This window comes from Nonomuraea sp. MG754425 (genome assembly GCF_021699195.1).
Lineage (GTDB): Bacteria > Actinomycetota > Actinomycetes > Streptosporangiales > Streptosporangiaceae > Nonomuraea.
On the sequence record NZ_SSXE01000049.1, the window covers coordinates 1 to 22,226 of the forward strand.

General features: G+C 74.5%; 23 protein-coding genes. 4 read left to right on the forward strand and 19 right to left on the reverse strand.

All coding sequences use genetic code 11. The features are described from left to right. Positions 1-225: 225 nt before the first annotated feature. Positions 226-1,653: an MFS transporter gene (locus FAF44_RS18720; protein ID WP_237104480.1), complete on the forward strand. Its 1,428-nt coding sequence runs from the start codon at positions 226-228 to the stop codon at positions 1,651-1,653. A gap of 3 nt (positions 1,654-1,656) precedes the next feature. Here the strand turns inward: FAF44_RS18720 and FAF44_RS18725 are convergent, their stop codons facing one another. Both FAF44_RS18725 and FAF44_RS18730 read right to left on the reverse strand, forming a co-directional pair. Further along, positions 1,657-2,496 (reverse strand): helix-turn-helix transcriptional regulator, encoded by an 840-nt coding sequence (locus FAF44_RS18725; protein WP_237104481.1) that lies wholly within the window; start codon positions 2,494-2,496, stop codon positions 1,657-1,659. A 57-nt stretch (positions 2,497-2,553) separates the two neighbouring features. Next, a complete protein-coding gene (locus FAF44_RS18730; RefSeq protein ID WP_237104482.1) occupies positions 2,554-3,867 on the reverse strand; it encodes an FAD-binding oxidoreductase in 1,314 nt (437 codons plus the stop codon). A 146-nt stretch (positions 3,868-4,013) separates the two neighbouring features. On the opposite strand from FAF44_RS18730, the gene FAF44_RS18735 reads away from it, so the two are divergent. Then, the gene (locus FAF44_RS18735; RefSeq protein WP_237104483.1) at positions 4,014-4,769 is read left to right on the forward strand and encodes a cyclopropane-fatty-acyl-phospholipid synthase family protein; all 756 of its coding nucleotides are present in this window, start codon (positions 4,014-4,016) and stop codon (positions 4,767-4,769) included. 54 nt (positions 4,770-4,823) lie between these two features. On the opposite strand, the gene FAF44_RS18740 is transcribed toward FAF44_RS18735, so the two are convergent. Continuing rightward, positions 4,824-5,996 (reverse strand): cytochrome P450, encoded by a 1,173-nt coding sequence (locus FAF44_RS18740; protein WP_237104528.1) that lies wholly within the window; start codon positions 5,994-5,996, stop codon positions 4,824-4,826. A gap of 146 nt (positions 5,997-6,142) precedes the next feature. Between FAF44_RS18740 and FAF44_RS18745 the strand changes: the two genes are divergently transcribed. Then, positions 6,143-6,949 (forward strand): aminoglycoside 3'-phosphotransferase, encoded by an 807-nt coding sequence (locus FAF44_RS18745; RefSeq protein WP_237104484.1) that lies wholly within the window; start codon positions 6,143-6,145, stop codon positions 6,947-6,949. Between the two features lie 12 nt (positions 6,950-6,961). Here FAF44_RS18745 and FAF44_RS18750 read toward each other — a convergent pair whose 3' ends face one another. The 14 genes from FAF44_RS18750 to FAF44_RS18810 form a co-directional block, all read right to left on the reverse strand. Beyond that, the gene (locus FAF44_RS18750; RefSeq protein WP_368857764.1) at positions 6,962-9,397 is read right to left on the reverse strand and encodes an LLM class flavin-dependent oxidoreductase; all 2,436 of its coding nucleotides are present in this window, start codon (positions 9,395-9,397) and stop codon (positions 6,962-6,964) included. Continuing rightward, positions 9,394-10,317 carry an LLM class flavin-dependent oxidoreductase gene (locus FAF44_RS56390; protein WP_368857765.1) on the reverse strand — a complete coding sequence of 308 codons (924 nt, stop codon included), beginning with the start codon at positions 10,315-10,317 and terminating at the stop codon, positions 9,394-9,396. The genes FAF44_RS18750 and FAF44_RS56390 overlap by 4 nt, the downstream gene beginning before the upstream one ends. A gap of 123 nt (positions 10,318-10,440) precedes the next feature. Beyond that, on the reverse strand, positions 10,441-10,944 hold the full coding sequence (locus FAF44_RS18755; RefSeq protein WP_237104485.1) for a MarR family winged helix-turn-helix transcriptional regulator: 504 nt from the start codon (positions 10,942-10,944) through the stop codon (positions 10,441-10,443). Positions 10,945-11,022: 78 nt separating this feature from the next. Further along, positions 11,023-11,499, reverse strand: coding sequence for a nucleoside deaminase (locus tag FAF44_RS18760; protein ID WP_237104486.1), 477 nt, complete (start codon positions 11,497-11,499; stop codon positions 11,023-11,025). Continuing rightward, complete coding sequence (locus tag FAF44_RS18765) at positions 11,489-12,529, reverse strand: acetamidase/formamidase family protein (RefSeq protein WP_237104487.1); 1,041 nt, start codon at positions 12,527-12,529, stop codon at positions 11,489-11,491. The genes FAF44_RS18760 and FAF44_RS18765 overlap by 11 nt, the downstream gene beginning before the upstream one ends. After that, on the reverse strand, positions 12,526-12,921 hold the full coding sequence (locus tag FAF44_RS18770; RefSeq protein ID WP_237104488.1) for a gamma-glutamylcyclotransferase: 396 nt from the start codon (positions 12,919-12,921) through the stop codon (positions 12,526-12,528). Before FAF44_RS18770 ends, FAF44_RS18765 begins: the two co-directional genes overlap by 4 nt. Further along, a complete protein-coding gene (locus FAF44_RS55810; protein WP_237104489.1) occupies positions 12,921-13,547 on the reverse strand; it encodes a GntR family transcriptional regulator in 627 nt (208 codons plus the stop codon). The genes FAF44_RS18770 and FAF44_RS55810 overlap by 1 nt, the downstream gene beginning before the upstream one ends. Continuing rightward, a complete protein-coding gene (locus FAF44_RS55815) occupies positions 13,544-14,392 on the reverse strand; it encodes a hypothetical protein (protein ID WP_237104490.1) in 849 nt (282 codons plus the stop codon). Before FAF44_RS55815 ends, FAF44_RS55810 begins: the two co-directional genes overlap by 4 nt. After that, positions 14,385-15,719 carry an allantoinase AllB gene (gene allB / locus FAF44_RS18785; RefSeq protein ID WP_237104491.1) on the reverse strand — a complete coding sequence of 445 codons (1,335 nt, stop codon included), beginning with the start codon at positions 15,717-15,719 and terminating at the stop codon, positions 14,385-14,387. The genes FAF44_RS55815 and allB overlap by 8 nt, the downstream gene beginning before the upstream one ends. A 14-nt stretch (positions 15,720-15,733) precedes the next feature. Then, a complete protein-coding gene (locus FAF44_RS18790) occupies positions 15,734-16,774 on the reverse strand; it encodes an ABC transporter substrate-binding protein (RefSeq protein WP_237104492.1) in 1,041 nt (346 codons plus the stop codon). Then, positions 16,771-17,535 carry an ABC transporter permease gene (locus FAF44_RS18795; RefSeq protein WP_237104493.1) on the reverse strand — a complete coding sequence of 255 codons (765 nt, stop codon included), beginning with the start codon at positions 17,533-17,535 and terminating at the stop codon, positions 16,771-16,773. The genes FAF44_RS18790 and FAF44_RS18795 overlap by 4 nt, the downstream gene beginning before the upstream one ends. An 8-nt stretch (positions 17,536-17,543) precedes the next feature. Next, positions 17,544-18,278, reverse strand: coding sequence for an ABC transporter permease (locus FAF44_RS18800; RefSeq protein WP_237104494.1), 735 nt, complete (start codon positions 18,276-18,278; stop codon positions 17,544-17,546). After that, positions 18,275-19,069, reverse strand: a complete 795-nt coding sequence (locus FAF44_RS18805; RefSeq protein WP_237104495.1) for an ABC transporter ATP-binding protein — start codon at positions 19,067-19,069, stop codon at positions 18,275-18,277. The genes FAF44_RS18800 and FAF44_RS18805 overlap by 4 nt, the downstream gene beginning before the upstream one ends. A gap of 221 nt (positions 19,070-19,290) precedes the next feature. Beyond that, the gene (locus FAF44_RS18810) at positions 19,291-20,013 is read right to left on the reverse strand and encodes a VOC family protein (RefSeq protein WP_237104496.1); all 723 of its coding nucleotides are present in this window, start codon (positions 20,011-20,013) and stop codon (positions 19,291-19,293) included. A gap of 263 nt (positions 20,014-20,276) precedes the next feature. Between FAF44_RS18810 and FAF44_RS18815 the strand changes: the two genes are divergently transcribed. Next, positions 20,277-20,714 (forward strand): hypothetical protein, encoded by a 438-nt coding sequence (locus tag FAF44_RS18815; RefSeq protein ID WP_237104497.1) that lies wholly within the window; start codon positions 20,277-20,279, stop codon positions 20,712-20,714. Here the strand turns inward: FAF44_RS18815 and FAF44_RS18820 are convergent. Together FAF44_RS18820 and sigJ are read right to left on the reverse strand one after the other, a co-directional pair. After that, complete coding sequence (locus FAF44_RS18820) at positions 20,702-21,124, reverse strand: hypothetical protein (RefSeq protein WP_237104498.1); 423 nt, start codon at positions 21,122-21,124, stop codon at positions 20,702-20,704. The genes FAF44_RS18815 and FAF44_RS18820 overlap by 13 nt on opposite strands. Positions 21,125-21,160: 36 nt before the next feature. Beyond that, positions 21,161-22,093 (reverse strand): RNA polymerase sigma factor SigJ, encoded by a 933-nt coding sequence (gene sigJ, locus FAF44_RS18825; protein ID WP_237104499.1) that lies wholly within the window; start codon positions 22,091-22,093, stop codon positions 21,161-21,163. Positions 22,094-22,226: the final 133 nt, after the last annotated feature.

Below are 22,226 nucleotides of genomic sequence, written 5' to 3' on the forward strand. Positions count from 1 at the left end.
GCGCAAGGCACAGGTGGACGCCGAGTTCGAGCAACTGTCCGAGGAGCCGACGGCCGGTGGCTTCCCTGTGCCGCCGCTCGACCTGCCGCACTACCACGGCGTCCGTCCGGGCGGCTGACGCCGCGAGACTGGCACTGCGAGCCTGACGCTACGAGCCTGCACCTGGCAGGTGTACCTCCGGCAGGGCGCTGGCAGCCGCGCCGGCGCGGGCGCACGCTGGTCGCCATGACTGCGGAGACCTTGCGGAACGCGGCCCGGCTGGGCTCGCGCGGCCGGCTCGTCCTGTTCACCTTGTGCGGCGCGACGTTCATGACCGGCCTGGACTATTCGATCATCACGGTGGCGCTGCCGGAGATCGGCCGGGACCTGGGCTTCGCGAGCGCGGCGGCCCTGCAGTGGGTGGCCACCGCGTGCCTGCTGCCGACCGCCGCGCTGATGCCGCTGTTCGGGCGGGTCTGCGACCTGGTGGGCAGACGCCGGCTGTTCGTCGCCGGGGTGGCGCTGTTCACCGCGTTCTCGCTGCTGGCCGGGCTGGTGCCGAGCCCCGGGCTGCTGGTGGCGGCGCGCGCCGGGCAGGGCGTCGCGGCGGCGATGATCGGCCCGGCCGCGCTGGCGTTGCTGACGAGCGCGTTCCCCGAGGGGCCGCGGCGCACCCGGGCACTGGGGGTCAACGGGGCGCTGCTGTCGCTGGGGTTCGTCGCCGGGACGATCGGCGGCGGCCTCATCACCAGCGGGCTGAACTGGCGGTGGACCATGCTCCTGCTGGCCCTCATCGGCGTCCTGGTGCTGCTCGGCGCGCTGACGGTGGTCCGCGAGCCGGGCGGCCGGACCCGGACCCGGCTGGACGTGCCCGGCGCGCTGCTGGCCGGCGGCGGCCTGTTCGCCCTGGTCTACGGCATCTCGACCGGCGACCAGGCGGGCTGGGCCAGTGGGCCCACCCTCGTGACGCTGTCGGCGGCGGCGCTGCTCCTCGGCGCGTTCCTCGCCGTCGAGACGCGGCATCCGGTGCCGCTCGTCCCGCCGCGTCTGCTGCGCCGGCCGAGCGTCGCGTGGGGCATGGCGGTGGGGGTGGTCACGTTCGGGATGTGCGGCGGGGCGACGCTGCTGCTCAGCATCCACATGCAGGACGTCCTGGGGTTCACGCCGCTGCAGACCGGGCTCGCCTTCCTCGGCGAGGGCGTCGCGGCCCTGGTCGCCGGGACGCTCGCGGCGCGGCTGATCGGCGCCCGGGGCCTGGTGACGGCCATCGTGACCGGCCTGACCGTGCAGGGCGCGGGCACCGCCGCGATGGTGCTCCTGCCCGCCGAGGGCGGGCTGGGCCTGCTGCTGGCGACGTCGGGCGCGATGGGCTTCGGGCACGTCCTGGCGGTGGTGGCGGCCGTCGCCACGATCACCTCCGGCCTGCCGGAGGCCGATCAGGGCGTCGCCGCCGGTCTGGCCCAGTTGCCCACGTTCATCGGCGCGATCGGGGTGGCCGGGCTCAGCGCGGTCGCCGCCGCGCGGAGCGGGGCGCTCGCTGTCACCGGGGTCGCCGAGGCGACGCTGGGCGGGTTGCACTCCGCCTTCCTGATGGCCGGGGCGGTCGCGCTGGCCGGTGCGGTCGCCGCGGGGGTGCTGCTGCGCCGGACGACGGGGTTCTCCCCCGCCGCCTGATCCTCAGGTGACCGCGGAGAGACCCGCCAGCCGTCGCAGGCGGTCATGCGACGGCGAGCCCGTCTCGGCCTGGAAGACCGTCACCCCCTGGCCCTCGTCGTCGGGGGTGCGCAGGAACTCGGCGGTGAGCGTCAGCAGGCCGACGTCCGGATGCCGGTAGTCGCGCGTGATGGACGCGCAGTTGCTCACCGGATGCTCGGCCCACAGCGTGCGGAACTCGGGGCTGAGCGCCGAGAGCTCATCGATCAGCGCGCTCAGCCCTTCGTCGCCGGGGAAGCGGCTCAGCGACCCGGCGAGATAGGCGATGTCGTCGCGGGCCTTGCGCTCCCAGTCGGGGTAGAGCGCGCGGGAGAAGCCCGGTTCGAGGAAGTCGAGGCGGACGAAGTTCGGCCTCCTGACGCCGTCGAAGGGCCAGTGGGGGGCGAGCAGGGCGTGCCCCAGCCGGTTCCACGCCAGGATGTCGCCGCGCCGGCCCACCGCGATGGCGGGCGCCTCGGCGAAGGAGGCGACCATCACGCCGATGCCGGGACGCAGCCGTTCGGGCCGCGCCCGCCGCCGGGCCCGCACGGCGCGCGCCAGCCGGTGCAGGTGGGCCACCTCGTCGTCGTCCAGCCGCAGGACGCGGGCGACGGCGTCGAGCACCTCGTCGGAGACGTTGGGGCTCTGCCCCTGCTCCATCCGCGTGTAGTAGCCGACGCTGACCCCGGCCAGCGGCGCCACCTCCTCCCTGCGCAGCCCGGCCACCCGCCGGTGCCGGACGCCGGAGCTGAGCCCGAGGTCCTCGGGGCGCAGCCGGGCCCTGCGGGATCGGAGGAACTCGCCGAGGGCGGAAGCGGGATACATGCCGTCCAGCCTGCCAGGCCCCCGCCACTGCCGTGGCCGGGGGCCGGGCGCGGCGGGCTATGCGAGGACGGGGAAGTTGGCCCGCAGGACGCCGCGCGGGTCGCGCACCCGCTTGACCTCCCGCAGCCGGGCGAGGTCGGACTCGGTGAAGGCCGCCGCGGCCCGCTCGCCGCGCCCCAGCATCGTGTACGGCTTACGCCCGCTGACCAGCCCGCCCAGCTCGGCCGCGAACCGCTCCTGCCGCTCGCCCACGGCCGCCGACAGCTCGGGGGTGACCGCGAGACCCAGCAGGTAGAGCAGGTACGGCTCGGTCACCGGCCCGCTCGGCCCCGCGTCCGGGCGGGCCGCGGCCAGCGCCCCGCCCAGGTGCCTGAGCTGCAGGGCGAGCACGGGCTCCAGCGGCGTGTCGAGCAGCACCTTCGCCGCCTGGTCGTCGAGGCCGGTGAGCAGTTCGGCGCGGGAGCGGCCGGCGGACGGGTCGGTCGGCTCGTCGGCGATGGAGCCCAGGTCGGCGACGGCCACCGGGCCCCGCTTGTCGGCGATCACGTCGTCGATCGTGTCGAGCTTGGCCAGCAGCGTGCGCGCGTCGCCCTCCTCGCCGAGGAAGGCGACGTCGAGGCCGACCATGGGCGGCGCCTGCGGGAACTGGAACCGGTTGAACCACACCGCCAGCTCGTCGGGCGCCTCCGCGGTGATCTCGCGGAAGGCCTCGAACACCTCGCGGGTGCGGTGCCCCGGCCAGATCATCCGGCCCCCGAACAGGGCGGGCGCCGGATGCAGGTCGAACTCGACGGCCGTGACCAGCGCGAAGTCACCGCCGCCGCCGCGCAGCGCCCAGAACAGGTCGGGGTCGGAGCTCGCGCTCACCGTGGCCTGCTCGCCGTCGGCGCGCACCACGTCGAAGGAGCGCACGCTGTCGGCCGCGAAGCCGTACCGGCGGCTGAACCAGCTCAGGCCGCCCCCGAGGGTGTAGCCGGTCACGCTCACGATCGGGCTGCTGCCCGCCAGCCCGGTCAGGCCGAGCGGCCCGGTCTCGGCCAGCAGCTCGCCCCACTTCACGCCGGCGCCCACCTTGGCCACCCGCTCCGCACCGCGCACCCGCAGCTCACGCAGCCGGCCGGTGCGCAGCAGGATGACGCCCTCGGCGTCGCCGGACGCGCCGTGGCCACCCGCCTGGGCGGTCACCGTCAGGCCCGTGCCGGCCGCGTAGCGGACCAGGGCCGCCACGTCGGCGGCGTCCTCGGCCTCCACCACGGCCGCCACCGGCTGGTGCACCGACACGTTCCACGGCGTGGCCGCCTGCTCGAACCCGGCGTCGCCGGGCAGCAGCACCGGGCCGCGCACCGCGGCGCGCAGATCCGTGTTCGTCATGTCGTACTCCCCCATGTGGTCGTTCATCGGCCCCGGGGTCATCCGGGGCCATCGCTATGACGGATCCAACACGACAGGTGTGACAAGAAATCCCTGGGAATCTTTCCCTTTGCCGCGGTGACCGCCGATGGGGCATCCTGCACCGAATGGAACGTGACCTGATCAGCCTGCATGCCCACGCCGACCACCCCATCTCCGCCCCCATCACCGAGGACGGCCTCGATCGGCTGCTCCAGCGGGCGAAGCTGCCCGCGCGGGCCCGCGTCCTCGATCTCGGCTGCGGCGAGGCGGTCTGGCTGACCAGGGCGCTGGCCCGCTACCCCGACGCGACGGCCGACGGGGTGGACATCTCGAAGGCCGCGCTGGACGTGGCCGCCGAGCGGGCCGGGCGGCTCGGGCTGTCCGACCGGCTGCGCCTGCACCACGCCCCTGCGGCCGGCTTCACCGCCGCCGAGCCGTACGACCTGGTGCTGTGCGTGGGCGCCACGCACGCCTTCGGCGGCCTCGGGCCGACCCTGGGCGCCGTGCGCGAGCATCTGCGGCCGTCCTCCGGGCTGGCCCTCGTCGGCGAGGGCTTCTGGGAGCGCACCCCGTCGCCCGAACTGCTCACCCGCCTGGGCGCCGAGCCCGGCGAGTACGCCGACCTGGCCGAGACGGTGGCCCGCGTGGAGAGCGCCGGGTACGCCACCGTGCACGCGCACACGAGCACGCTGGCCGAGTGGGACGAGTACGAGTGGTCCTGGACCGGCTCGCTCACCCGCTGGGCCCTCGACCACCCGGGCCCGGACGGCGACGCGGCACTGGCCGCCGCCCGCGAACACCGGGACCTGTGGCTGACCGGTTACCGGGGCGTCCTCGGGTTCGTCACCCTCCTGCTGCGCGGCACCGGGGCGCACGGCTGACCGGTCACCGGGGCCTCCCGGGATCGCGGAGGCGCCGGGTGCGGGCTTCGGCGGTCACCAGGTGACGTGCAGGGCCGCCGGGCCCGCGTCGGCCCCGTCGCGGGTCCAGGCGACGTCGTCCGCCGTGCCGATCAGGCGCAGGCCGGGCAGCCCGCGGGCCAGGGCGGCGAGCGCGGCCCGCACCTCCAGGCGGGCCAGCGGCGCGCCGAGGCAGTAGTGCGGACCGTGCCCGAACACCAGCGACGGCCCGGCGGCGCGCCCCGGCAGGAACGCGTCGGGGTCGGCGAAGCGCCGCGGGTCGCGGTGCGCGGCCTCCAGCCGGACCAGCACCGGGTCACCGGCGGCGATCGCGACCCCGGCGAGGTCGAGGCCGGTCTGCGCGAAGCGCGGGAAGGGCTCGCCGGTCAGCCCCGACTGCAGCCGCAGCGCCTCCTCGACGACGGCGTCGAGCCGTTCCCCGGTGCCGGCGGCCTCGGCGGGCCAGTGCCCGTCCCCTTCGACGAGCAGCCGGAGCACGGCCGTGGAGATCGCGTTGCGGGCCGACAGGTGCCCGGCGGACACGATCGTGGCGGCCAGGGCGGCCAGCTCTCCGTCACCGAGCCGCCCGTCCCCGGTGTCGCGCACCGCGATCAGCGAGCTGAGCAGATCGGCCGCCGGAGCCGCCCGCCTGGCCTCGACCAGCGTGGCCGCGTACGCGGTGAGTTCCTCCCAGGCGCGCGCGGCGCGGGCCGTCTCCTCCTCGTCGCCGAACACGAAGTCGGCGCCCCCGGCTCCCGCCAGGTCCCGGAAGCGCTCGCGGTCGCCGGGATCCACGCCGAGCAGTTCGCCGATGACCGTGATCGAGATCGGCGCGGCCAGCCCGGCCACGAGGTCGGCGGGCGGGCCCGAGCGGGCGAGCGCGGCGACGTGATCGTCCGCGACCCGCTCGGCGCGGGCGCGCAGCGCCTCGATCGCGCGCGGGCCGAACGCCTTCGACACCAGCCGCCGCAGCCGCGCGTGCGCCTCGCCGTCCTGGAACAGCGTCTCGTTCCCCGGGTACGCGCCGCCGGGCGGCGCGAGGCCGAAGCGGCGGTCGGACAGGACGGCGACGGCGGCGTCGTAGGAGGTGACGAGCCAGGCGGGGCGGCCGTCCGGGGTCCGCACCCGGGCGACGGGGGTGTTCTCGCGCAGCCGCGCGTACTCGGGCGGCGGGGTGAGCGGGCCGGGCCGGTCGAACGGCAGGATCATGGGTTTCACACGCCTCTCCGGGTCGGCGGGACGGCGGTCGTCCCGGACCTCCAGTGAAGACGTTGCCGCCGCGTCAAGGTCAAGCCGCCGGCCGCGGCCGGGAAAACCGTTTGCCGCGCACGCCTTCATGGCAAGATCATGTCCTGATGAGCGCGAACGCCGAAGTCCCGGCCGGTCCGGTGCCCGTCCCCGAGGTGATCACCGCGCTGGCCCGCGGCGACGAGATCACCCCCGTGTGGCGCAACGAGCTGGGCGGGCTGACGTTCCGCCTCGACGGGCCGGGCGGCGTCACGAGGTACGCCAAGTGGGTGGCCGCCGGCACGCCCGAGATCGACCTGGTCGGCGAGGCCGAGCGGCTGGCCTGGGCGCAGCGGTGGACGGCGGTGCCGCCGCCGCTGGAGCACGGCGTGGACGCCGTCGGCGCGTGGCTGGTGACGGCCGCCGTGCCCGGCGTCTCCGCGGTGGACGCGCGCTGGGCGGCCGACCCGGCCGTCGCGGCGACCGCGATCGGCCGGGGGCTGCGCCTGCTGCACGACGCGCTGCCCGTCACCGGGTGCCCGTTCGACTGGGGGGTGGCGCGGCGGCTGCGCCGGGCCGACGAGCGCATCGCCGACGGCGAGGGCCCTGAGAACTGGGCCCCCGAGCACCGGCACCTCGGCCTGGCCGGGGCGCGGGCCCGCATCGGCGACCCGCCGCCGATCGACCGGCTGGTCGTCTGCCACGGCGACGCGTGCGTGCCGAACACGCTGCTGCACGACGACGGCACGTTCGCCGCGCACGTCGATCTCGGCTCGCTCGGCCTGGCCGACCGGTGGGCGGATCTCGCGGTCGCGGCCTGGAGCACGGAGGGCGACTACGGGCCCGGATACGACGGCCACGTCTACGAGGGGTACGGCATCAAACCGGACGAGGAGCGCCTCGCCTACTACCGGCTGCTGTGGGACCTCGCCTGACGTGGCCGCCGCTCACCCCTCCGCCGGGGTGATGTTGAAGTTGTCGCGGAAGACGTTGTCCGGGTCGTAGCGGCGCTTGAGCGCGCGCAGCCGTCCCAGCGTGGGCTCGGGGTATGCCTCCAGGAGGCGCTCGGGACGCCGGTCGGTCTCGAAGTTGATGTACTGGCCGGAGAAGTGGCCCAGCATCCCGTCCCACAGCTCGTCGAGCGCGCGCCGGCCGGGGCCGAAGGCCACCAGCGAGAAGTTCGCCGAGCGGCCCGCGTACGCGGTGGCGTCCGGGGGCACGTCGGAGGCGGCGCCGCCCACCGAGCGCACCTGGAAGAAGTACACCCGCCCGCTCGCGACCAGCCGCCCGGCCGCGGCGGACAGTTCCGGCGTGAGATGGTCGGCGAGCCCGGACCTGGTCACCGGCTCGCCCTGGGCGTCGTGGACGGCGTGCGGCACGTGCATGATCGCCTCGTACGGCAGGATCTGGATCGAGTGGTCGAGCAGCGGCGCGGCGGCGGCGATCGGCTGCAGGCGCTCGATGATCGTGCCGGCGTCGCCGGAGTCCACGACGGCCATGATCTGGCCGATGAGCGGCTGCCCCGGGCGGGCCTGCCCGATGATGAGCGAGCTGGTCAGGTCACGCGGGGCGGCCTCCATGGCGGCGCCCCAGCGCTGGAGGAAGCCCGCCGTGTCGGTGGCGTCCACCACGAGCTGGGCGAACCCGATGTCGCCCACCTCGTCGGCCTCGAACTCGAACGCGGTCACGATGCCGAAGTTGGCCCCCGCGCCGCGTACGCCCCAGAACAGCTCGGCGTGCTCCCGCTCGTCGGCGCGCACGCGGCTGCCGTCGGCCAGCACCAGGTCCACGGCGCGCAGGTGGTCGATGGTCAGGCCGTGCTCGCGGACGAACCAGCCGATGCCTCCCGAGGTGGCCAGCCCGCCGACGCCGACGCCGCCGTGGTCGCCGGAGGTGAGCGCCCAGCCGTGCGGGGCGAGCGCGGCGGCGACCTCGCTCCAGCGCGCGCCGGGTTCGACGCGGATGCGGCGGGTGTCCTTGTCGAGCACGTCGATGGCGTTGAGTCGGGACACGTCGATGACGATGCCGCCGTTGTTGGTGGAGCGTCCGCTGATGCCGTGCCCACCGCTGCGTACGGCCAGCTTGACCGGCTGCGTACGGGCGTAGCGGACGGCCTGGCCGACCTCGGCCGGCGTGCCGGGGCGCAGGACCAGTCCGGGGGATCCGCCGCGCAGGTACGTGGAGCGGACGCGCGCGAAGGCGGCGTCCCCCGGCTCGACGGCCGACGCCGCGAGGGCGGCGGGGATGGCGTCGTAGTCGATGCCCTCGCGGCGCTGCCGGCGGACGAACAGGCTGCGCGGCGCACCGGGCCGGGTGGTGGGTAGCGCGGCGCGCAGGGCCGGGGCGACCTCCGTGGCGAAGCGGCGCAGGGTCTCGGGGTCGTCGGTGGCGAGGATGAGGGTGCTGAGGGCCTCATGCCGGACGAGCGGGAGCAGGTCGGCCACCCACTGCTCCGGCGGGCCGGTCAGGAAGCCGCCGGGGGCGGCGGTGAAGCGGCCGGTGAGGTGGGCGAGGCGGCTGATCTCGCGCGGGTCGCGCCCGGCCGCGCGGGCGGCCTCGTCGATCAGGGCGTTGGCCGCCGCCAGCTCGTTCCGGAAGGCCGCCGCATCCCTGGGAACCTCAAGGTCGTCCCTGGGAGCCACCTCCGGAGCGTTCCGGGGAGCCACCGCCGGGGCGTTCCGGGGAGTGGCCGCCGGGGCGTTCCGGGGAGCCACCGCCGGGGCGTGGCGGGGAGCGGCTGTCAGCTCGTCGTTGGGGGCGGCCGCTGTCCCGGGGGTCTGAGTGGTGCTCTCGCCGCCCGGCGCGAGCAGCCAGCCGTCGGCCTTGGCGGCGGCCAGGCGCAGCACGCCGGGGTGGGTGTCGCCGGCGACCCAGATCGGGATGTTGTGCGCCGGGGCCGGGCCGCGTTCGGCGCCCGCGACGCGGTGGTGCTCCCCGTCGTAGCGCAGCGGCGCGCGCTCGTGGGTGGCCCAGATGCCGCGGACGACGTCGATCGCCTCGCCCTGCGCGGACGGCGGGCCGGCGGCCGGGGTCAGCTCGACGCGGCCGTCCGAGAGCAGGTCGAGGGCGGCGGCGGCCCGCGCCGCCACGGCGGGGTTGCCGGCCGCGCCCGCGAGCAGCCGGACGCGGGCGGTCCGCGCGGCGATCCAGCTCAGCGCCGTCCACGGGTCGGCCCCGCCGGGCTCGTCGCGCAGGGACACGACGTCGTAGCCGAGTTCCTCGGCGAGCAGCGCCCGCTCGACCACCGCCTCGGGCGCTTCGCCGCCGGGGGTGAGCAGCACCCCGAACCGAAGCGGACGACCGTACCCGGCCGCGAGCTGCCCGGCCGTGGGCTGCCCGGCCGTGGGCTGCTCAGAAAGCGGCTGCTCGGGCATCTCGCTCATCGCCCGGCCTCCGGCGTGCCGGCCCGCTGGGCGCGTTCCCCGGCCACCAGCTCGCGCACCGCGGGCGCGACCTCCTCGCCGAACGTCCGGATGACCGCGCTCTCGTCGGCCATGAGGATGTAGCCGGACAGGCCGTACTCCAGGGCGAGGACCGCGAGCTGCTCCGCCCACTGCGCGGGCGGGCCGGACAGCAGCCGGTCCCCGGATCCGCCGAAACGCCCGGTGATGTTGAGCAGCCGGCGGATCGCGGCGGGCTCCCGGCCGGCCTCGGCCGCGGCCTCGTCGATGATCGCGTTGCTCTCGGCGATCTGGTCCAGGCTCTGCAGGTACGGCAGCGAGGGCAGCCAGCCGTCGGCCTTCGCGCCGGTCAGGCGGAGCATCCTCGGCTTGTACGCGCCCAGCCAGATCCCGACGTCGTGCGCCGGTGCGGGACCCCGCTTGGCCCCGTCGACCTGGTAGTACGTCCCCTCCAGCCGGAACAGCGACCGGTTGCCCGCGTCCCAGACGCCGCGGATGACGTCGATGGCCTCGCTGAGCGCGTCCACGGCCTGCCCGGGGGTGAGCCGCCGGCCGCCCATGGCCTCGATGGCGTCCCAGAAGCCGCCCGCGCCGAGGCCCAGCTCGAACCGGCCGCCGCTGAGCAGGTCGAGGCTGGCCGCGGCCCTGGCCAGGGTGGCCGGCGGGCGGAGCGGGAGGTTGACGACGTTGCCCGACAGGTGGATGCGCTCGGTCCTGGCGGCGACGTACGACAGCAGCGTCCAGGTGTCGAGGAGGGCGGGCTGGTAGGGGTGGTCCTGGAAGGTCGCCAGGTCCAGTCCGGCGGCCTCGGACTCCTGTGCCAGCGCGACGACCTGTGCGGGTGAGGCGTTCGATGGGGTGATGAAGGACCCGAACAGCAGGTCGTGCCCGTAGTCAGGCATGGTGCGCTCCTCCTCCGCCGAAGCGAGGCAGATATGTTGTGGAGCAGACTATCTCCGCCCCAGACGAGTTGCACAACAGCCGATTGCGTACCTAAATTCCATGCGCGTGCAAGGAATTGCGGCTCAGCGCCCGTCGGAGAGCAGTTCCTCGGCCACGTCACACGGGTCCGTGGCCGGCTCGATGTCGCGCACGGCGCAGGCCACCCGGCGCAGGAGCGTCCTGAAGGTGTCGCGCTCGGCCGCGTCGAGCGCGCCGAGCAGGCCGTCCTCGGCCGCGCGCACCCGCCGCTCCAGCTCCCCGAACGTGCGCGTGCCCGCCCCGGTCGCCACGATCCGGCGCTGGCGGCGATCGGCCGGGTTGAGCCGCCGCTCCACCAGCCCGGCCGCCACCAGGTCGTCGAGCAGGTAGGTCAGCACGGTGCGGTCGATGCCCAGGTGGGCGGCCAGGGCGAGCTGCGTCGGGTGCGCGCCGCCGACCACGGCGGCGAGGGTCTGGTAGCCGCGCGGGCCGTGCGGCAGATCGCCGAGCACGGTGACGACCGTGCCCTGGTAGGCGCGCAGCAGCACGCCGAGCGTCCAGCCGAGATCGTCTCCGGCGGGGACGCCGTCCGGCCGCTCGGTAGTCATGCGGGCATCCTATCCGCGGCCTTCGTCACCTCCCCGCCGGAGCCGTCTCAGCCCGGAGCCGTCTCAGCCGGAGCCGTCTCAGCATGTCGGCAGGCGGTGGTGCAGGGCGCGCACCTCCTCGACGTACCGCGGCACCGGGCCCTCCACCGCGACGCCGGGCGCGACGGCCCGGATGGGCAGGGAGCTGAGCGGGCTCGGCGGCGCGCCGCGCTCCGCGCGCCACTGAGCCAGGTGCTCCCTGGAGGTGGCGTAGACGATGCGGCCGAGACCGACCAGGGCGTGCGCGGCGGCGCACATCGGGCAGTGCTCGGCCGAGGTGTACACGGTCGCCGCGGCGCGCTCCCCCGGCGACAGGTTCGCCGCCGCCCACCGGGCGATCGCGAACTCGGGGTGGCAGGTGCGGTCGATCGTGTTCACCCGGTTGCGCTCCTCGAACAGCACCTCGCCCGAGGGGCCCGTGAGCACCGAGCCGAACGGCTCGTCCCCGGCCTCGAGCGCCTCGGCGGCCAGGTCCACGCAGCGGCGCAACCGCCGCAGGTCCGTCTCAGTGATCAAGAGCGGCCCTTCCCCCGGACCCGCCGCCGGGCGGGCCGGCGAGCAGCGTCTTGGAGACGCGGCAGTGCACGCCCTGGACGATGTCCACGACCTGCGTCAGGGAGAAGTCGCCGGCCCCGCTGAGGTAGAGGTAGGCGTCGTCCGCGCTCATCCCGGCCACCTCCCCCAGCAGGTGGACGGCCTGGCGCACGCACTGGCGCATGGCCTCGCCGAGGTCCTCGTCCAGGCCGAGCGTGATCCACGCGTCCGGCGTCTCCACCAGGGGCCAGAGCGTGCCGCCGGCGGGCGGGCGTTCGACGGACAGGCGCACGGTCGCCCGCAGCGAGCCCTCCAGCGCGGTCAGCGCGACCTCGCCGTTGCCCTGGGCGAAGTGCGGATCGCCCACGTAGAACCCGGCGCCCTCGGTCTGCACCGGCAGGTGCAGCGTGCTGCCCGCGGTCAGCTCGCGCAGGTCGAGGTTGCCGCCGAACGGCCCCGGCGGGATCGTGCCGAGCGCCTCCTCGCCCGCCGGGGTGACGCCGCACAGGCCGAGGAACGGCCGGACCTCGATCAGCGCCTGCCCGCCCCGGTGCGCGAAGACCGCGTGCCGCCCGTCGGGGGTCAGCGAGCAGAACCGGCTGACCAGCGGCTTGCCCGGCAGCTCGCCGGGCAGCGCGCCGCGCCCGTGCCGGCTGGAGATCACCCCGTAGGGCACGCGGGGCCGGAGGTCCAGGAACTCCACCCGCAGCCAGTCCCCCGGCCGCGCCTGCCGCACGTGGACGGGGCCGAGCACGAGATGCGGGCCCAGCACCGGGCCGAGCCCGGAGGCGGCGATCTCGGCCGCCTCGTCGAGCACCCCGGCCTCGGGCACGCCGAACGCGCCGAAGTAGGCGACCGGGTCGCGCCCCTGGTCGGGCATCAGCCCCTCCTGCGACACCGTGTCGAAGACGACCACGTCACCGCTGTCCACCTCCAGGACCGGCGCGCTCCGCCCGGTGGGGAGCGCGCCCCAGGAGACCGTGCCGGGGGCGCAGCCCAGGTGGTGCCTCATCGGACGAGCCGCCCGGCCAGGTACTCCCGCCAGCCGCCCGGCTCGATGATCTCGGTGACGCCCGGCAGGCCCGCCGGGTCCGACCGGCAGACCATGCTGAGCGAGCCCCGGCCGTCCTCCAGCTCGATCACGGACAGCTCCAGCTCGGACGGCTCCCTGGGCAGCAGCCGTTCGCGCAGGTCGGCGTAGGAGATCTCGTACGTCTCGCCGGGCACCCCCCAGCCGCCGGAGCCGGCCGGCAGCAGGCCGGGGAAGGTGTCGTGGAAGGAGTAGAACCGGTAGCGCGGCGCGGTGCGCGCCTTCCCGGTGAAGCGGGCCACGGCCAGGGCGTCGTTCAGCTCACCGCCGCTCATCGCCTGACCGTTGACGAACATGGTGACGTGCTGATCCATCAAGGACGCTCCTCAAGCGTGGAGTTGCCGTGCCCGCGCAGCGCGTGCACGCGGACGGCGGTGACGGCGCGTTCGGCGTCGCCGCTGGACAGGTCGTCGAGCAGGGCCCGGTGCTGCGACACCGGCTCGTGGCCGGGCTGCTGGACGTAGTCGTCGGTGGGGTACAGGAACGCCTGGCGTTCCAGGAAGCCCGAGGTGATCGTGGAGAAGGCCGTCCGGTTGATCGCCATGTGCAGGTCGAGGTGGGCCATGGAGAACTGCGGGCCGCCGACGCCGTGCTCCTCGATCGCCCGCGCCAGCGGGTCCAGCAGGGCGTACAGGGGCGCCCAGTTCACCCGGTCCGCCTTCGCCGCCAGCAGGCCGGCGGCCACCTGGTCGAAGGCCACCCGCAGCAGGTGCATCTCCGCCCTGGCCTCGGCGTCGAGCTCGACCACGGTCAGGTGGCCGCGGCGCACCCGCAGGACGAGGCCGTCGCTGGCCAGCCGCTGCAGCGCCTCGCGGATCGGGGTGCGGCTCACGCCGAGGTCGTCGGCGATCTGCTCCTCGACCAGGCGGAAGCCGCCGGCGTACTGGCCGGTGGTGATGCGCTGGCGGAGGTAGCGGTAGACCCGCTCGCGTACGGTCACCGCAGCGGCGCCTTGGCCCGCGCCCTGACCAGGGCCGCGCGGCAGGCGTTGGTCACCCGCTGCATGTACGTGCCGGACATGACGCTCATCCCGGCGCGCAGCGCCAGGCCCTGCAGCGCGGAGGTGCGGTTGTTCAGGTCGAACAGGCGCCCGCCCGGCGCGGCGATCGCCTCGAACGGGAAGGCGAACGGGTGGCGCTCGGAGTCCTCGGTCTCCCCCCAGGTCGTGGTGTTGACGATCAGGTCGGCCGGACGGTCCAGGTCGGCGGGGGCGACGGCGTCGGCGTCGTACTCCCCCGCCCAGGCTGCCAGGGCGGCGGCGTCGCGCGCGCTGCCCGCCAGCCGCGCCCCGGGCCAGGCCCGGCGTACGGCGTGCGCGACGGACCCGGCCGAACCGCCCGCGCCGAGCACCAGCACGGTGGCGGGCTCCCGCCCGGCGAGCAGGGTGTCCATGGCCGCCCAGGCGGCCCAGCCGTTGGTGTTGACGCCGGTCATGCGCGCGCCGTCCCTGACGATCGTGTCGATCACCCCGGTGGCCGCCGCCCCGGGGGTCACCTCGCTGACGAGCCCGGACACCGCCTTCTTCCAAGGGCTCAGCACGAGGGCGAGGTCCCAGTCGGCGGCGACGAGCTCACCCGGCGACGCGTACGCGCGGGCGGAGGCGACCTCGATCCGCGCCCGTTCCATGGCGTCGCGCAGCAGGCTGCCGGACACGGCGTGCGGGGCGGTGGTGCCGATGCCGGCCAGCGCGGCCGTCACCGGGCCGGGCGCGCCGTGCGCCAGGCCGGCCTCCTCCAGGCAGCTCTCGACCGCCCGGCTCAGGTTGTCAGGCACGTTGTCAGGCACGGGGCCGCACCTGCCGTCCGGCCGGGCCGCCCACGATCCGGCCGCGGTCGAAGACGTGGTGGCCGCGCACGTACGTGCCGACGACCGCGCCGGTGACCTTCCTGCCCTCGTACGGCGTGACGCCGTGGGCGGACTTCAGCTCCGTGCCCGTGACCACGCTCTCGGCCGTGGGGTCCACCAGGACGAGGTCGGCGTCGAATCCGGGCGACACCTGGCCCTTGCCCGGCATCGACCAGCGGCGCGCCGGGCCGTAGGAGGTGAGCCGGACGACGTCCTCGACGCTCAGCGTGCCCTCGGCGGCGGCGGTCAGCAGCAGCGGCAGCATGGTCTCCACGCCGACGAACCCGCCGTGCGCCTTCCACACGTCCGGCTCCGCCTGCTCGGCGGCGGTGTGCGGGGCGTGGTCGGTGGCGATGACGTCCACGTCGCCGCCGGCCACGCCCTTCCACAGCGCCGCCACGTCGGCGGCCGGCCGGATCGGCGGGTTGAGCTTGATGAGGTTGCCGTGCGTGTCGTACGCCGAGTCGTCGAAGTGCAGGTGCGCGACCAGCACCTCGACGCTGACCCGGTGCCCCTGGGCGCGCAGGTCGCGGACCCGCTGCAGCCCCGCCCCGGTGGACAGGTGGTGGATGTGCGCCTTGGTCCCGGCCGCGCTCGCCAGCGTGACGAACCGGGTGATGGCCTCGACCTCGACGAACTCGGGCCGGCTCTCCAGGTGGGCGCGCGGGTCGGTGCGGCCCTCGGCCTTGAGCCGGTCGATGAACAGGCGCAGCAGGTGGTCGTTCTCGGCGTGCGCGCCCACCACCAGGCCCGCCGCGGCGGCGGCCTCCAGGCCCTTGAAGATGGCGGCGTCGTCGGGGCAGCGGTTGTCGCCGGTGGTCTGGCCCATGAACAGCTTGAAGCCCATGGCCCCGAGCTCGGCCATTTCGGTCATCTCCGCCGCGTTGTCGTGGCCGAGCATGCCGTACAGGCCGAAGTCCACGTACGCCTTGCCGGAGACGAGGTCCAGCTTCTCCTGGAAGCCGGCCGCGGTCGCGACGGGCGGCACCGTGTTGGGCATGTCCACGACCGTGGTGACCCCGCCCGCGGCGGCGGCCCGGGTGCCGCTGGCGAAGTCCTCCTTCTCGGTCATGCCGGGCTCGCGGAAGTGCACGTGCACGTCCACGAGGCCGGGCAGGACGAGCAGGCCGGTGGCGTCCACCTCGGGCACGCCGCCGCTCGCGAGGCCCTCGCCGACCGCGGCGATCCGCCCGCCGGAGACCGCGACGTCGTGGCGGTGGCGGCCGTCGTGGGAGACGACGGTCCCGCCCTTGATGACGTAGTCCATGCTGTTGTTGCCTCTCAGTTCTTGACGGTGGCGGCCAGGCCGGGGTCTTCCTGGTAGACCTCGCGGATGGGGCCGAGGTCGAAAAGCTGGTCCGCGGTGAGCTTCAGGCCACCGGCGTTGATCGCCTTGACGTTGTCCTCCGCCTGCTGGTCGGTGAGCGCGATGAGCTGCTGGGTGGGCTGCCCGTCGCGGATGAGCTCGTTGCCCGCCTTGCAGCAGTCGAGGGTGGCGGCGGGGTCGAGCTTGAGGTCCTTGCCGTACTCGTCGACGGTCAGGTCGGTGGCGTACTGAGGGTCGGCGAGCACGTCGCGCCAGCCCTTGATCTCGGCCCGCAGGAACGCCTTGACCTGGTCCCTGTCGTTGTCGAGGTGCTCCTGCGTGGTGATGTACGTCTGGCCCACCAGCGGGAACCCGACGTCGGCCAGCAGCATCGTGGTGATGTCGTGCCCCAGGTGCCGCAGGTCGATGACCTGGCTGTTGATGAAGCCGAGGTAGCCGTCGATCTCCCCCTTGGTCATGCCGATGGGGTTGCCCTGCACCGGCACGGTCTTGATGCGGGACTGGTCCAGCCCGGACGCGGCCAGGAACGTGCGCCAGACGGGCTCGCTGGAGGAGGCGCAGCCGATGGTCTTGCCGTACAGGTCCTCGGGGGTCTTGATCGGCTTGTCGGTCATCGACATGACGCAGCCGGCGTAGCGGGTGTAGACCGCGCCGATGATCTTCAAGGGGGCGCCCTTGGCGACCGCGGAGCCGACGATCGGCACCTGCGAGACCCCGGCGAAGGTGCGGCCCAGCACGTCGGACTCGATCGGCGGCGCGGTGGGCCCGCCGGCCACCAGGTCGGCGCCGCTGAAGCCCTCGGCCCGGTAGTAGCCCTTCTTGTCGGCCACGTAGCTGCCGGCGAACTGGGTGTTCTTGATCCAGGCGAGCCGCTGGGAGACGGTGCCGAACCGGGCTCCGCCGCCGGCGGCGGGCGTCTCCTCGCTCCCGCAGCCGGCCAGCAGGAGGGGGGTCGCGGCGGTGGCCAGCAGGAACCGGCGCCGGGAGAAGGTCATGACGTACTCCTAAGACGGGATTGAACCAGGCCCTCGACGAGGGCGAGAAGCTGGTAGACGGCGACGCAGACCACGGTGAGCACGACGACGGAGGCCCACAGGCGGTCGAACTGGAACTCGTTGGCGTCGCGCATCATCTGGCCGCCCAGCCCGGCCCCGGAGGCCAGCCACTGGGCGAGCAGCGCGCCGACGATCGCGGTGGTGACGGAGATGCGCGCGGCGGTGAACCAGGTCGGCACCGCGTGCGGCAGCGCGACCTTGGTGAACGCGGTCCAGGCGGTGCCGCCGTAGGCCCGGCACAGGTCGAGCCCGGCCACGGGCGCGGAGCGCACGCCGTGCAGCATGGTGAGCAGCGCGGGGACGAGCACGATCGCCGCGCCGATGACGGCGGTGCCGGCCTCCTCCCGTCCGAAGACCAGCACGATGATCGGGGCGACGGTCACCATCGGGATGGCCCGCAGCGCGGCCAGCACCGGCAGGAACATGCGCTCGGCGACGTGGGAGAAGTAGAACAGCAGCGCGACCGCGGTGGAGACGCCGAGGCCGGCGGCGAAGCCGAGGGCGGCGTCGGCGAGCGTGCGCCCGAGCAGCGGCCACATCGCGGCCCGGTTGGCCGCCTCCGTCAGGTACGTCCACACGTCCAGGGGCGTCTTGGCCACGAAGGGGCTGACGTCCACGACGGCGATGAACGCGCTCCACACGACGACCACGGCGACGACGGTCCCGGCCAGGACCAGCAGGCCGCCGGCCGCCTTCCGCACCGCGGGCCTCATCGGGCGGCCCCCGTCCACGGGGTGGCCAGGCGTTCCACGGCGGCGACCGCGAGGAAGGCGGCGACCGTCAGCAGGCTCGACACCAGGGTGATCCCCCAGGTGCGGACCACGTCCGCGGACTGCTGGGCGACCATCAGGGCGGCGCCCAGCCCGCGTTCCTGGCCCATGAACTCGCCGATGATCGTGCCGAGCACGGCGGCCGGGACGGCGATCTTCAACGCGGTCAGCAGGCTCGGCAGCGCCGACAGGAGTTGCACCTTGCGCAGCACGGCCAGCCGCCCGCCGCCGTAGGCGCGGATCAGGTCCTCGCTGGTCCGGTCGGACAGGCGCAGCCCGTTCACCGTGCTGACCAGCGTGGTGAAGAAGACCGACACGCCCGCCATGACCACGCAGGCCGTCGGGCCGTTGAAGACGGCGGCCAGGATCGGCGCGACCGCCACCAGCGGGATGCAGGCGGAGGCGATGCCGATCTGCAGGACGAGCTTCTCCAGCCAGGGCAGCACGATCACCAGGGAAGCGCAGGCGACCGCGGCCAGGTTGCCCCACAGGTAGCCGAGCAGGGCCGAGCCGAGCGTGGCCGGCACGTGCGGGGCGTAGAAGGACGCGCCGTCGGCGAACACCCCGGCGACGATCTCCGTGGGCGGCGCGATCGCCGGGCCGAGCAGCCCGAACCCGCCCAGAACCTGCCAGGTCACCACGATGATCGCGGCTCCGGCGAACCTGACGATCATCTCGGCTCTCCCGCGTGGACCGTCTCGCCGAACAGCAGCGCCGACAGGCGGTCCACGTACGCGTGGAACTCCGGCGTGCGCGACAGCTCCGGCGGGCGCGGCCTGGGCAGGTCGATGGACACGACCTCCGTGACGCGGCCGGGCCGGGCGCTCATCACCACGACCGTGTCCGACAGGAACACCGCCTCGGCGATGCTGTGCGTCACCATGAGGGTCGTGGCCGGCCGCTCGGTCCAGATGCGCAGCAGCTCGCCGTTCAGGTTCTGCCTGGTCATGTCGTCCAGCGCGCCGAACGGCTCGTCCAGCAGCAGCACCTTCGGCCTGACGACCAGGGCGCGGGCGATCGCCACCCGCTGGCGCATGCCGCCGGAGAGCTGGTCGGGCCGCGCGTTCTCGAACCCGGACAGGCCGACCAGGTCGATGAGGTCCTGGACGAATCCGTCGCCGGCCGCGCCGCCGCCGATCTCCAGGGGCAGGCGGATGTTCGTCCGCACCGATCGCCACGGCAGCAGCGCGCTGTCCTGGAAGGCGATGCCCAGGTGGTGGCGCCGGCGCATCTCGGCCGGCGTCTCACCGTGCACCAGCACCCCGCCGGAGGTCGGCTCCTCCAGCCCCGCCAGAATCCGCAGGATGGTGCTCTTCCCGCACCCGGACGGCCCCAGCAGGGAGACGAACTCACCTTCGCCGGAGCTGATGTCCACCCCGTCGAGCGCCACCACGTTCCGGCGGCGTGTCGTGAAGGACTTGGTGAGTTTCTCGATGTGGATGCCGGGCGCTCCCGCTGCGTCCATGCGTGCTCCTCGATCTCCTGGATCCGAACTTGGATCCAAAGGCGTGAGACCGAACGTAGGAGCGAGGTGTTACGCGGGTGGAACGGCCGGGGCGGCGTGCGCGTTACCGCTTGCGCACCGCCCCGGCCGGGCATCGGTCAGACGTCGCACCGGACCGCTTCGCCGGGTGTGCGCGGCTCCGGGGCCGATGTCATCAGGTCAGCCGCGCGGGACCCGGCGGATCAGGCGGAGGGCAGGAGGCAGAACTCGTTGCCGTCGGGGTCGGCCAGCACCACGTGGCCGCTCCGGCCCTGGCCGATGTCGACGCGGGTGGCTCCGAGGGAGAGCAGCCGCTCGACCTCCGCCTGCTGATCGCCGTCCGCGGGCGGGGCGAGGTCGAAGTGCAGCCGGTTCTTGCCGGTCTTCGCCGCCACCGGCGGGCCGCCCCAGGTGATCTTGGGGCCGCCGTGCGGCGAGCGGATCGCGGTCTCCTCGTCCTGGTCCCAGACCAGCGGCCAGCCCAGCGCGGCGCTCCAGAAGTACCCGACCGCCTGCGTGCCGTCGGACGAGACGGCCCCGACGAAGCCGCATTCGGCGAGGAACCTGTTGCCCGCCGCGATCACGCACAGCTCGTTGCCCTCGGGGTCGGCGAGCACCACGTGCCCCTCCTCGGGGCGCTGCCCGACGTCGATGTGCCGCCCGCCGAGCGCGAGCACCCGCTCGACCGTGCGCCGCTGCTCCTCCGGGGCGGAACTCGTCAGATCGAAGTGCATCTGGTTCTGGCCGGTCTTCTTCTCCTCGCTCGGGACGAACCGGAGACGGAACCCGGTGTCGTCGGACGGCAGGAGCGTGCTGCCGCCGCTCGGGTCGTCGGCCGCTTCCCAGCCCAGCACTCCGGCCCAGAACCGGGCCAGGCCGTGGGGGTCATTCGCGTCGAAGCAGAGCGCGACGAGCTGAGCGGGCATCCGATGTCTCCTATGTGCTGACTCACCGGCGCGGAGCGGGGCGAACCCTCCCCGGCATATGACCGGAGCCACGCTAGCCCGTCGAGCGAGCGCGACGCCAACGCTTTAAAACCCGCCCGGCCACGGGTTTAAGTGCGAATTCAGCGAAGCTTCAGACCCTTCCACAAGCATGTCTCCGGCCAGTCGCCGGGGGCGGGTGGGCCCCGGGCACACGACGGGCCCCGTTCGACGCCCCGGCCCGTCCGAATCCACGAAAGAAGAACATGCGTATCGGAAACAAGTCCGCCGCCCTGGCGAGCGCGGTGGCGCTCGCCGCCTGTGTCGCCTCGCTCACCGCCGCTCCGGCCGGGGCGGCGGTCGCGGCCGGGCCGTGCGGCAGCGGCTACAAGCTCGTCGGCACCTACGACATCTCCAAGGGCGGCAAGCAGGGCACCCTGGAGGTCCGGTGGAACGCCGGCACCGGCAAGAACTGCGCGCTGGCCTACGGCACCGGTGCGAACTACGGCCGCACCGCGTACAAGGGGGTGCGGATCAAGGTGCACGGCACGTCGGGCTGGGCCGGTTCCGACGCGGGGCAGTACAAGTACTACGCCGGTCCCGTCTACGTCACCGCCAGGGGCAAGTGCATCAGCGTCGCCGGAGACATCAAGGGCTCACAGGGGATCGCCTTCGCGTTCCAGCAGCGCGTTCACTGCGGGTGAACGGCGGGGGATCGTCGGTGACCGTCCGGTGCGCCGCGGTCCCCGTCCGATCGGGAGGGGTGGCCGCCTCCCCCTCCCGGCAGGACCTTGCTGAGCTGCAGCACGCTCATGGCGAACATCAGCGTCCCCAGCGGGACGTGCAGGACCGTCAACCCCGCGATGCCCAGCGCGACCTGCGCCAGGATGAGCACGAAGAAGACGAGGGCGTGCAGGATGGGCCTGGGTGAGCCGCCGCCCGGCCGCCAGGTCAGCACGGCGGCGAGCAGGTGCACCAGGGACACGGCGAACACGGTGTAGGCGGCGGCGCTGTGCAGCGGCTGTCCGCTGGGGGTGGCCAGCAGCAGCCCGGCCGTGACCGGCGCGGCGAACAGCGCCAGGGTCTGCAGGGCGACGGTGATGCGCAGGAACATGTCGGTCGGCTTCCTGAGGGTGAGGGGAACGGGAGGTCAGTGGCGCGGGCCGGCGGGCCAGGAGCGCAGCTTGTCGGGGTTGCGTACCGCCCAGATACGCGTGATCCGGTCGTCCACGACGTCGAACGCCAGCACCACCACGGTGGCGTCGTCGCGCCGTCCCACCAGGCCGGGCCGGCCGTTGACGGTGCGCTCCAGCAGCGTCATGCCGGGGATCCTGGTCACGATGTCGAGGGCGTAGCGCGCGACCTGCTCGGCGCCCTCGACGGGCCGCAGCACGGCGTCGGCCCGGCCGCCGCCGTCGGCGGTCCCGGTGGCGGCGGGGTCGAGCAGGCCGATGAGGGCGTCGATGTCCCCGGCCTCCCACGCCCGCTTGAAGTCGCCGACGATCCGGGCCTGCCGGGCCACCGGGGCGGGCGGAGCCTGGGTGGCGCGCAGGCGGCGGCGGGCGGAGGTGGCCAGTTGCCGGCAGGCCGCGGGGCTGCGGCCGACGATCTCGGCCACCTCGGGGAACGGGTAGCGGAAGACGTCGTGCAGGATGAAGGCGACGCGCTCGGGCGGGGTCATCGACTCCAGCACCACGAGGAAGGCCATGTTGACCGACTCGTCGAGGGTGACCCGGTCGGCCGGGTCGGGTGGTGACTGGCCGGCCCACTCCGCGCGGTCGGGCAGCGGCTCGGGGATCCACTCGCCCACGTAGCGCTCGCGCCGGGCGCGGGCCGAGCGGAGCTGGTCGAGGCAGATGCGGGCGGCGACCCTCGTCAGCCAGGCGGCGGGCGAGCCGACGGCCTCCTGCTGCGGCCGGGACATGGCGTACCAGCGGGTGTAGGTCTCCTGGACGACGTCCTCGGCGTCGGTGAGCGAGCCGAGCAGCCGGTAGGCGAGGTTGCTCAGGTGGCGCCGCTCGCTCACGATCGCGCTCAGGCCCGGATCGGGCCGCGCGTCCGCCGGCTGTGCTGGGCTGGTCATGTGTGGTCGGCTCCCTCGGTCGCTGGCTGTTCTCATCAGTAAGACGAGACAGCCCGCCGAACTGTGAGGCCGGCGCGCTCCGCGCGCCGCACCCGGCCGCCGCACGGGGACGCGCCGTGCCGGCCGGCACGGC

Coding starts and splice junctions, on each gene's coding strand:
- allB (WP_237104491.1), bottom strand. CDS start 15,719: ATGGACTACGTCATCAAGGGCGGGACCGTCGTCTCCCACGACGGCCGC.
- FAF44_RS18765 (WP_237104487.1), bottom strand. CDS start 12,529: ATGAGGCACCACCTGGGCTGCGCCCCCGGCACGGTCTCCTGGGGCGCG.
- FAF44_RS18790 (WP_237104492.1), bottom strand. CDS start 16,774: ATGACCTTCTCCCGGCGCCGGTTCCTGCTGGCCACCGCCGCGACCCCC.
- FAF44_RS18820 (WP_237104498.1), bottom strand. CDS start 21,124: ATGTTCCTGCGCATCACCGTCGCCCTGCAGACCCTGGCGCTGTTCGCC.
- FAF44_RS18805 (WP_237104495.1), bottom strand. CDS start 19,069: ATGGACGCAGCGGGAGCGCCCGGCATCCACATCGAGAAACTCACCAAG.
- FAF44_RS18735 (WP_237104483.1), top strand. CDS start 4,014: ATGGAACGTGACCTGATCAGCCTGCATGCCCACGCCGACCACCCCATC.
- FAF44_RS18750 (WP_368857764.1), bottom strand. CDS start 9,397: ATGAGCGAGATGCCCGAGCAGCCGCTTTCTGAGCAGCCCACGGCCGGG.
- sigJ (WP_237104499.1), bottom strand. CDS start 22,093: ATGACCAGCCCAGCACAGCCGGCGGACGCGCGGCCCGATCCGGGCCTG.
- FAF44_RS18740 (WP_237104528.1), bottom strand. CDS start 5,996: ATGATCCTGCCGTTCGACCGGCCCGGCCCGCTCACCCCGCCGCCCGAG.
- FAF44_RS18815 (WP_237104497.1), top strand. CDS start 20,277: ATGCGTATCGGAAACAAGTCCGCCGCCCTGGCGAGCGCGGTGGCGCTC.
- FAF44_RS18745 (WP_237104484.1), top strand. CDS start 6,143: ATGAGCGCGAACGCCGAAGTCCCGGCCGGTCCGGTGCCCGTCCCCGAG.
- FAF44_RS18800 (WP_237104494.1), bottom strand. CDS start 18,278: ATGATCGTCAGGTTCGCCGGAGCCGCGATCATCGTGGTGACCTGGCAG.
- FAF44_RS18755 (WP_237104485.1), bottom strand. CDS start 10,944: ATGACTACCGAGCGGCCGGACGGCGTCCCCGCCGGAGACGATCTCGGC.
- FAF44_RS18730 (WP_237104482.1), bottom strand. CDS start 3,867: ATGACGAACACGGATCTGCGCGCCGCGGTGCGCGGCCCGGTGCTGCTG.
- FAF44_RS18725 (WP_237104481.1), bottom strand. CDS start 2,496: ATGTATCCCGCTTCCGCCCTCGGCGAGTTCCTCCGATCCCGCAGGGCC.
- FAF44_RS18720 (WP_237104480.1), top strand. CDS start 226: ATGACTGCGGAGACCTTGCGGAACGCGGCCCGGCTGGGCTCGCGCGGC.
- FAF44_RS56390 (WP_368857765.1), bottom strand. CDS start 10,317: ATGCCTGACTACGGGCACGACCTGCTGTTCGGGTCCTTCATCACCCCA.
- FAF44_RS18810 (WP_237104496.1), bottom strand. CDS start 20,013: ATGCCCGCTCAGCTCGTCGCGCTCTGCTTCGACGCGAATGACCCCCAC.
- FAF44_RS18770 (WP_237104488.1), bottom strand. CDS start 12,921: ATGGATCAGCACGTCACCATGTTCGTCAACGGTCAGGCGATGAGCGGC.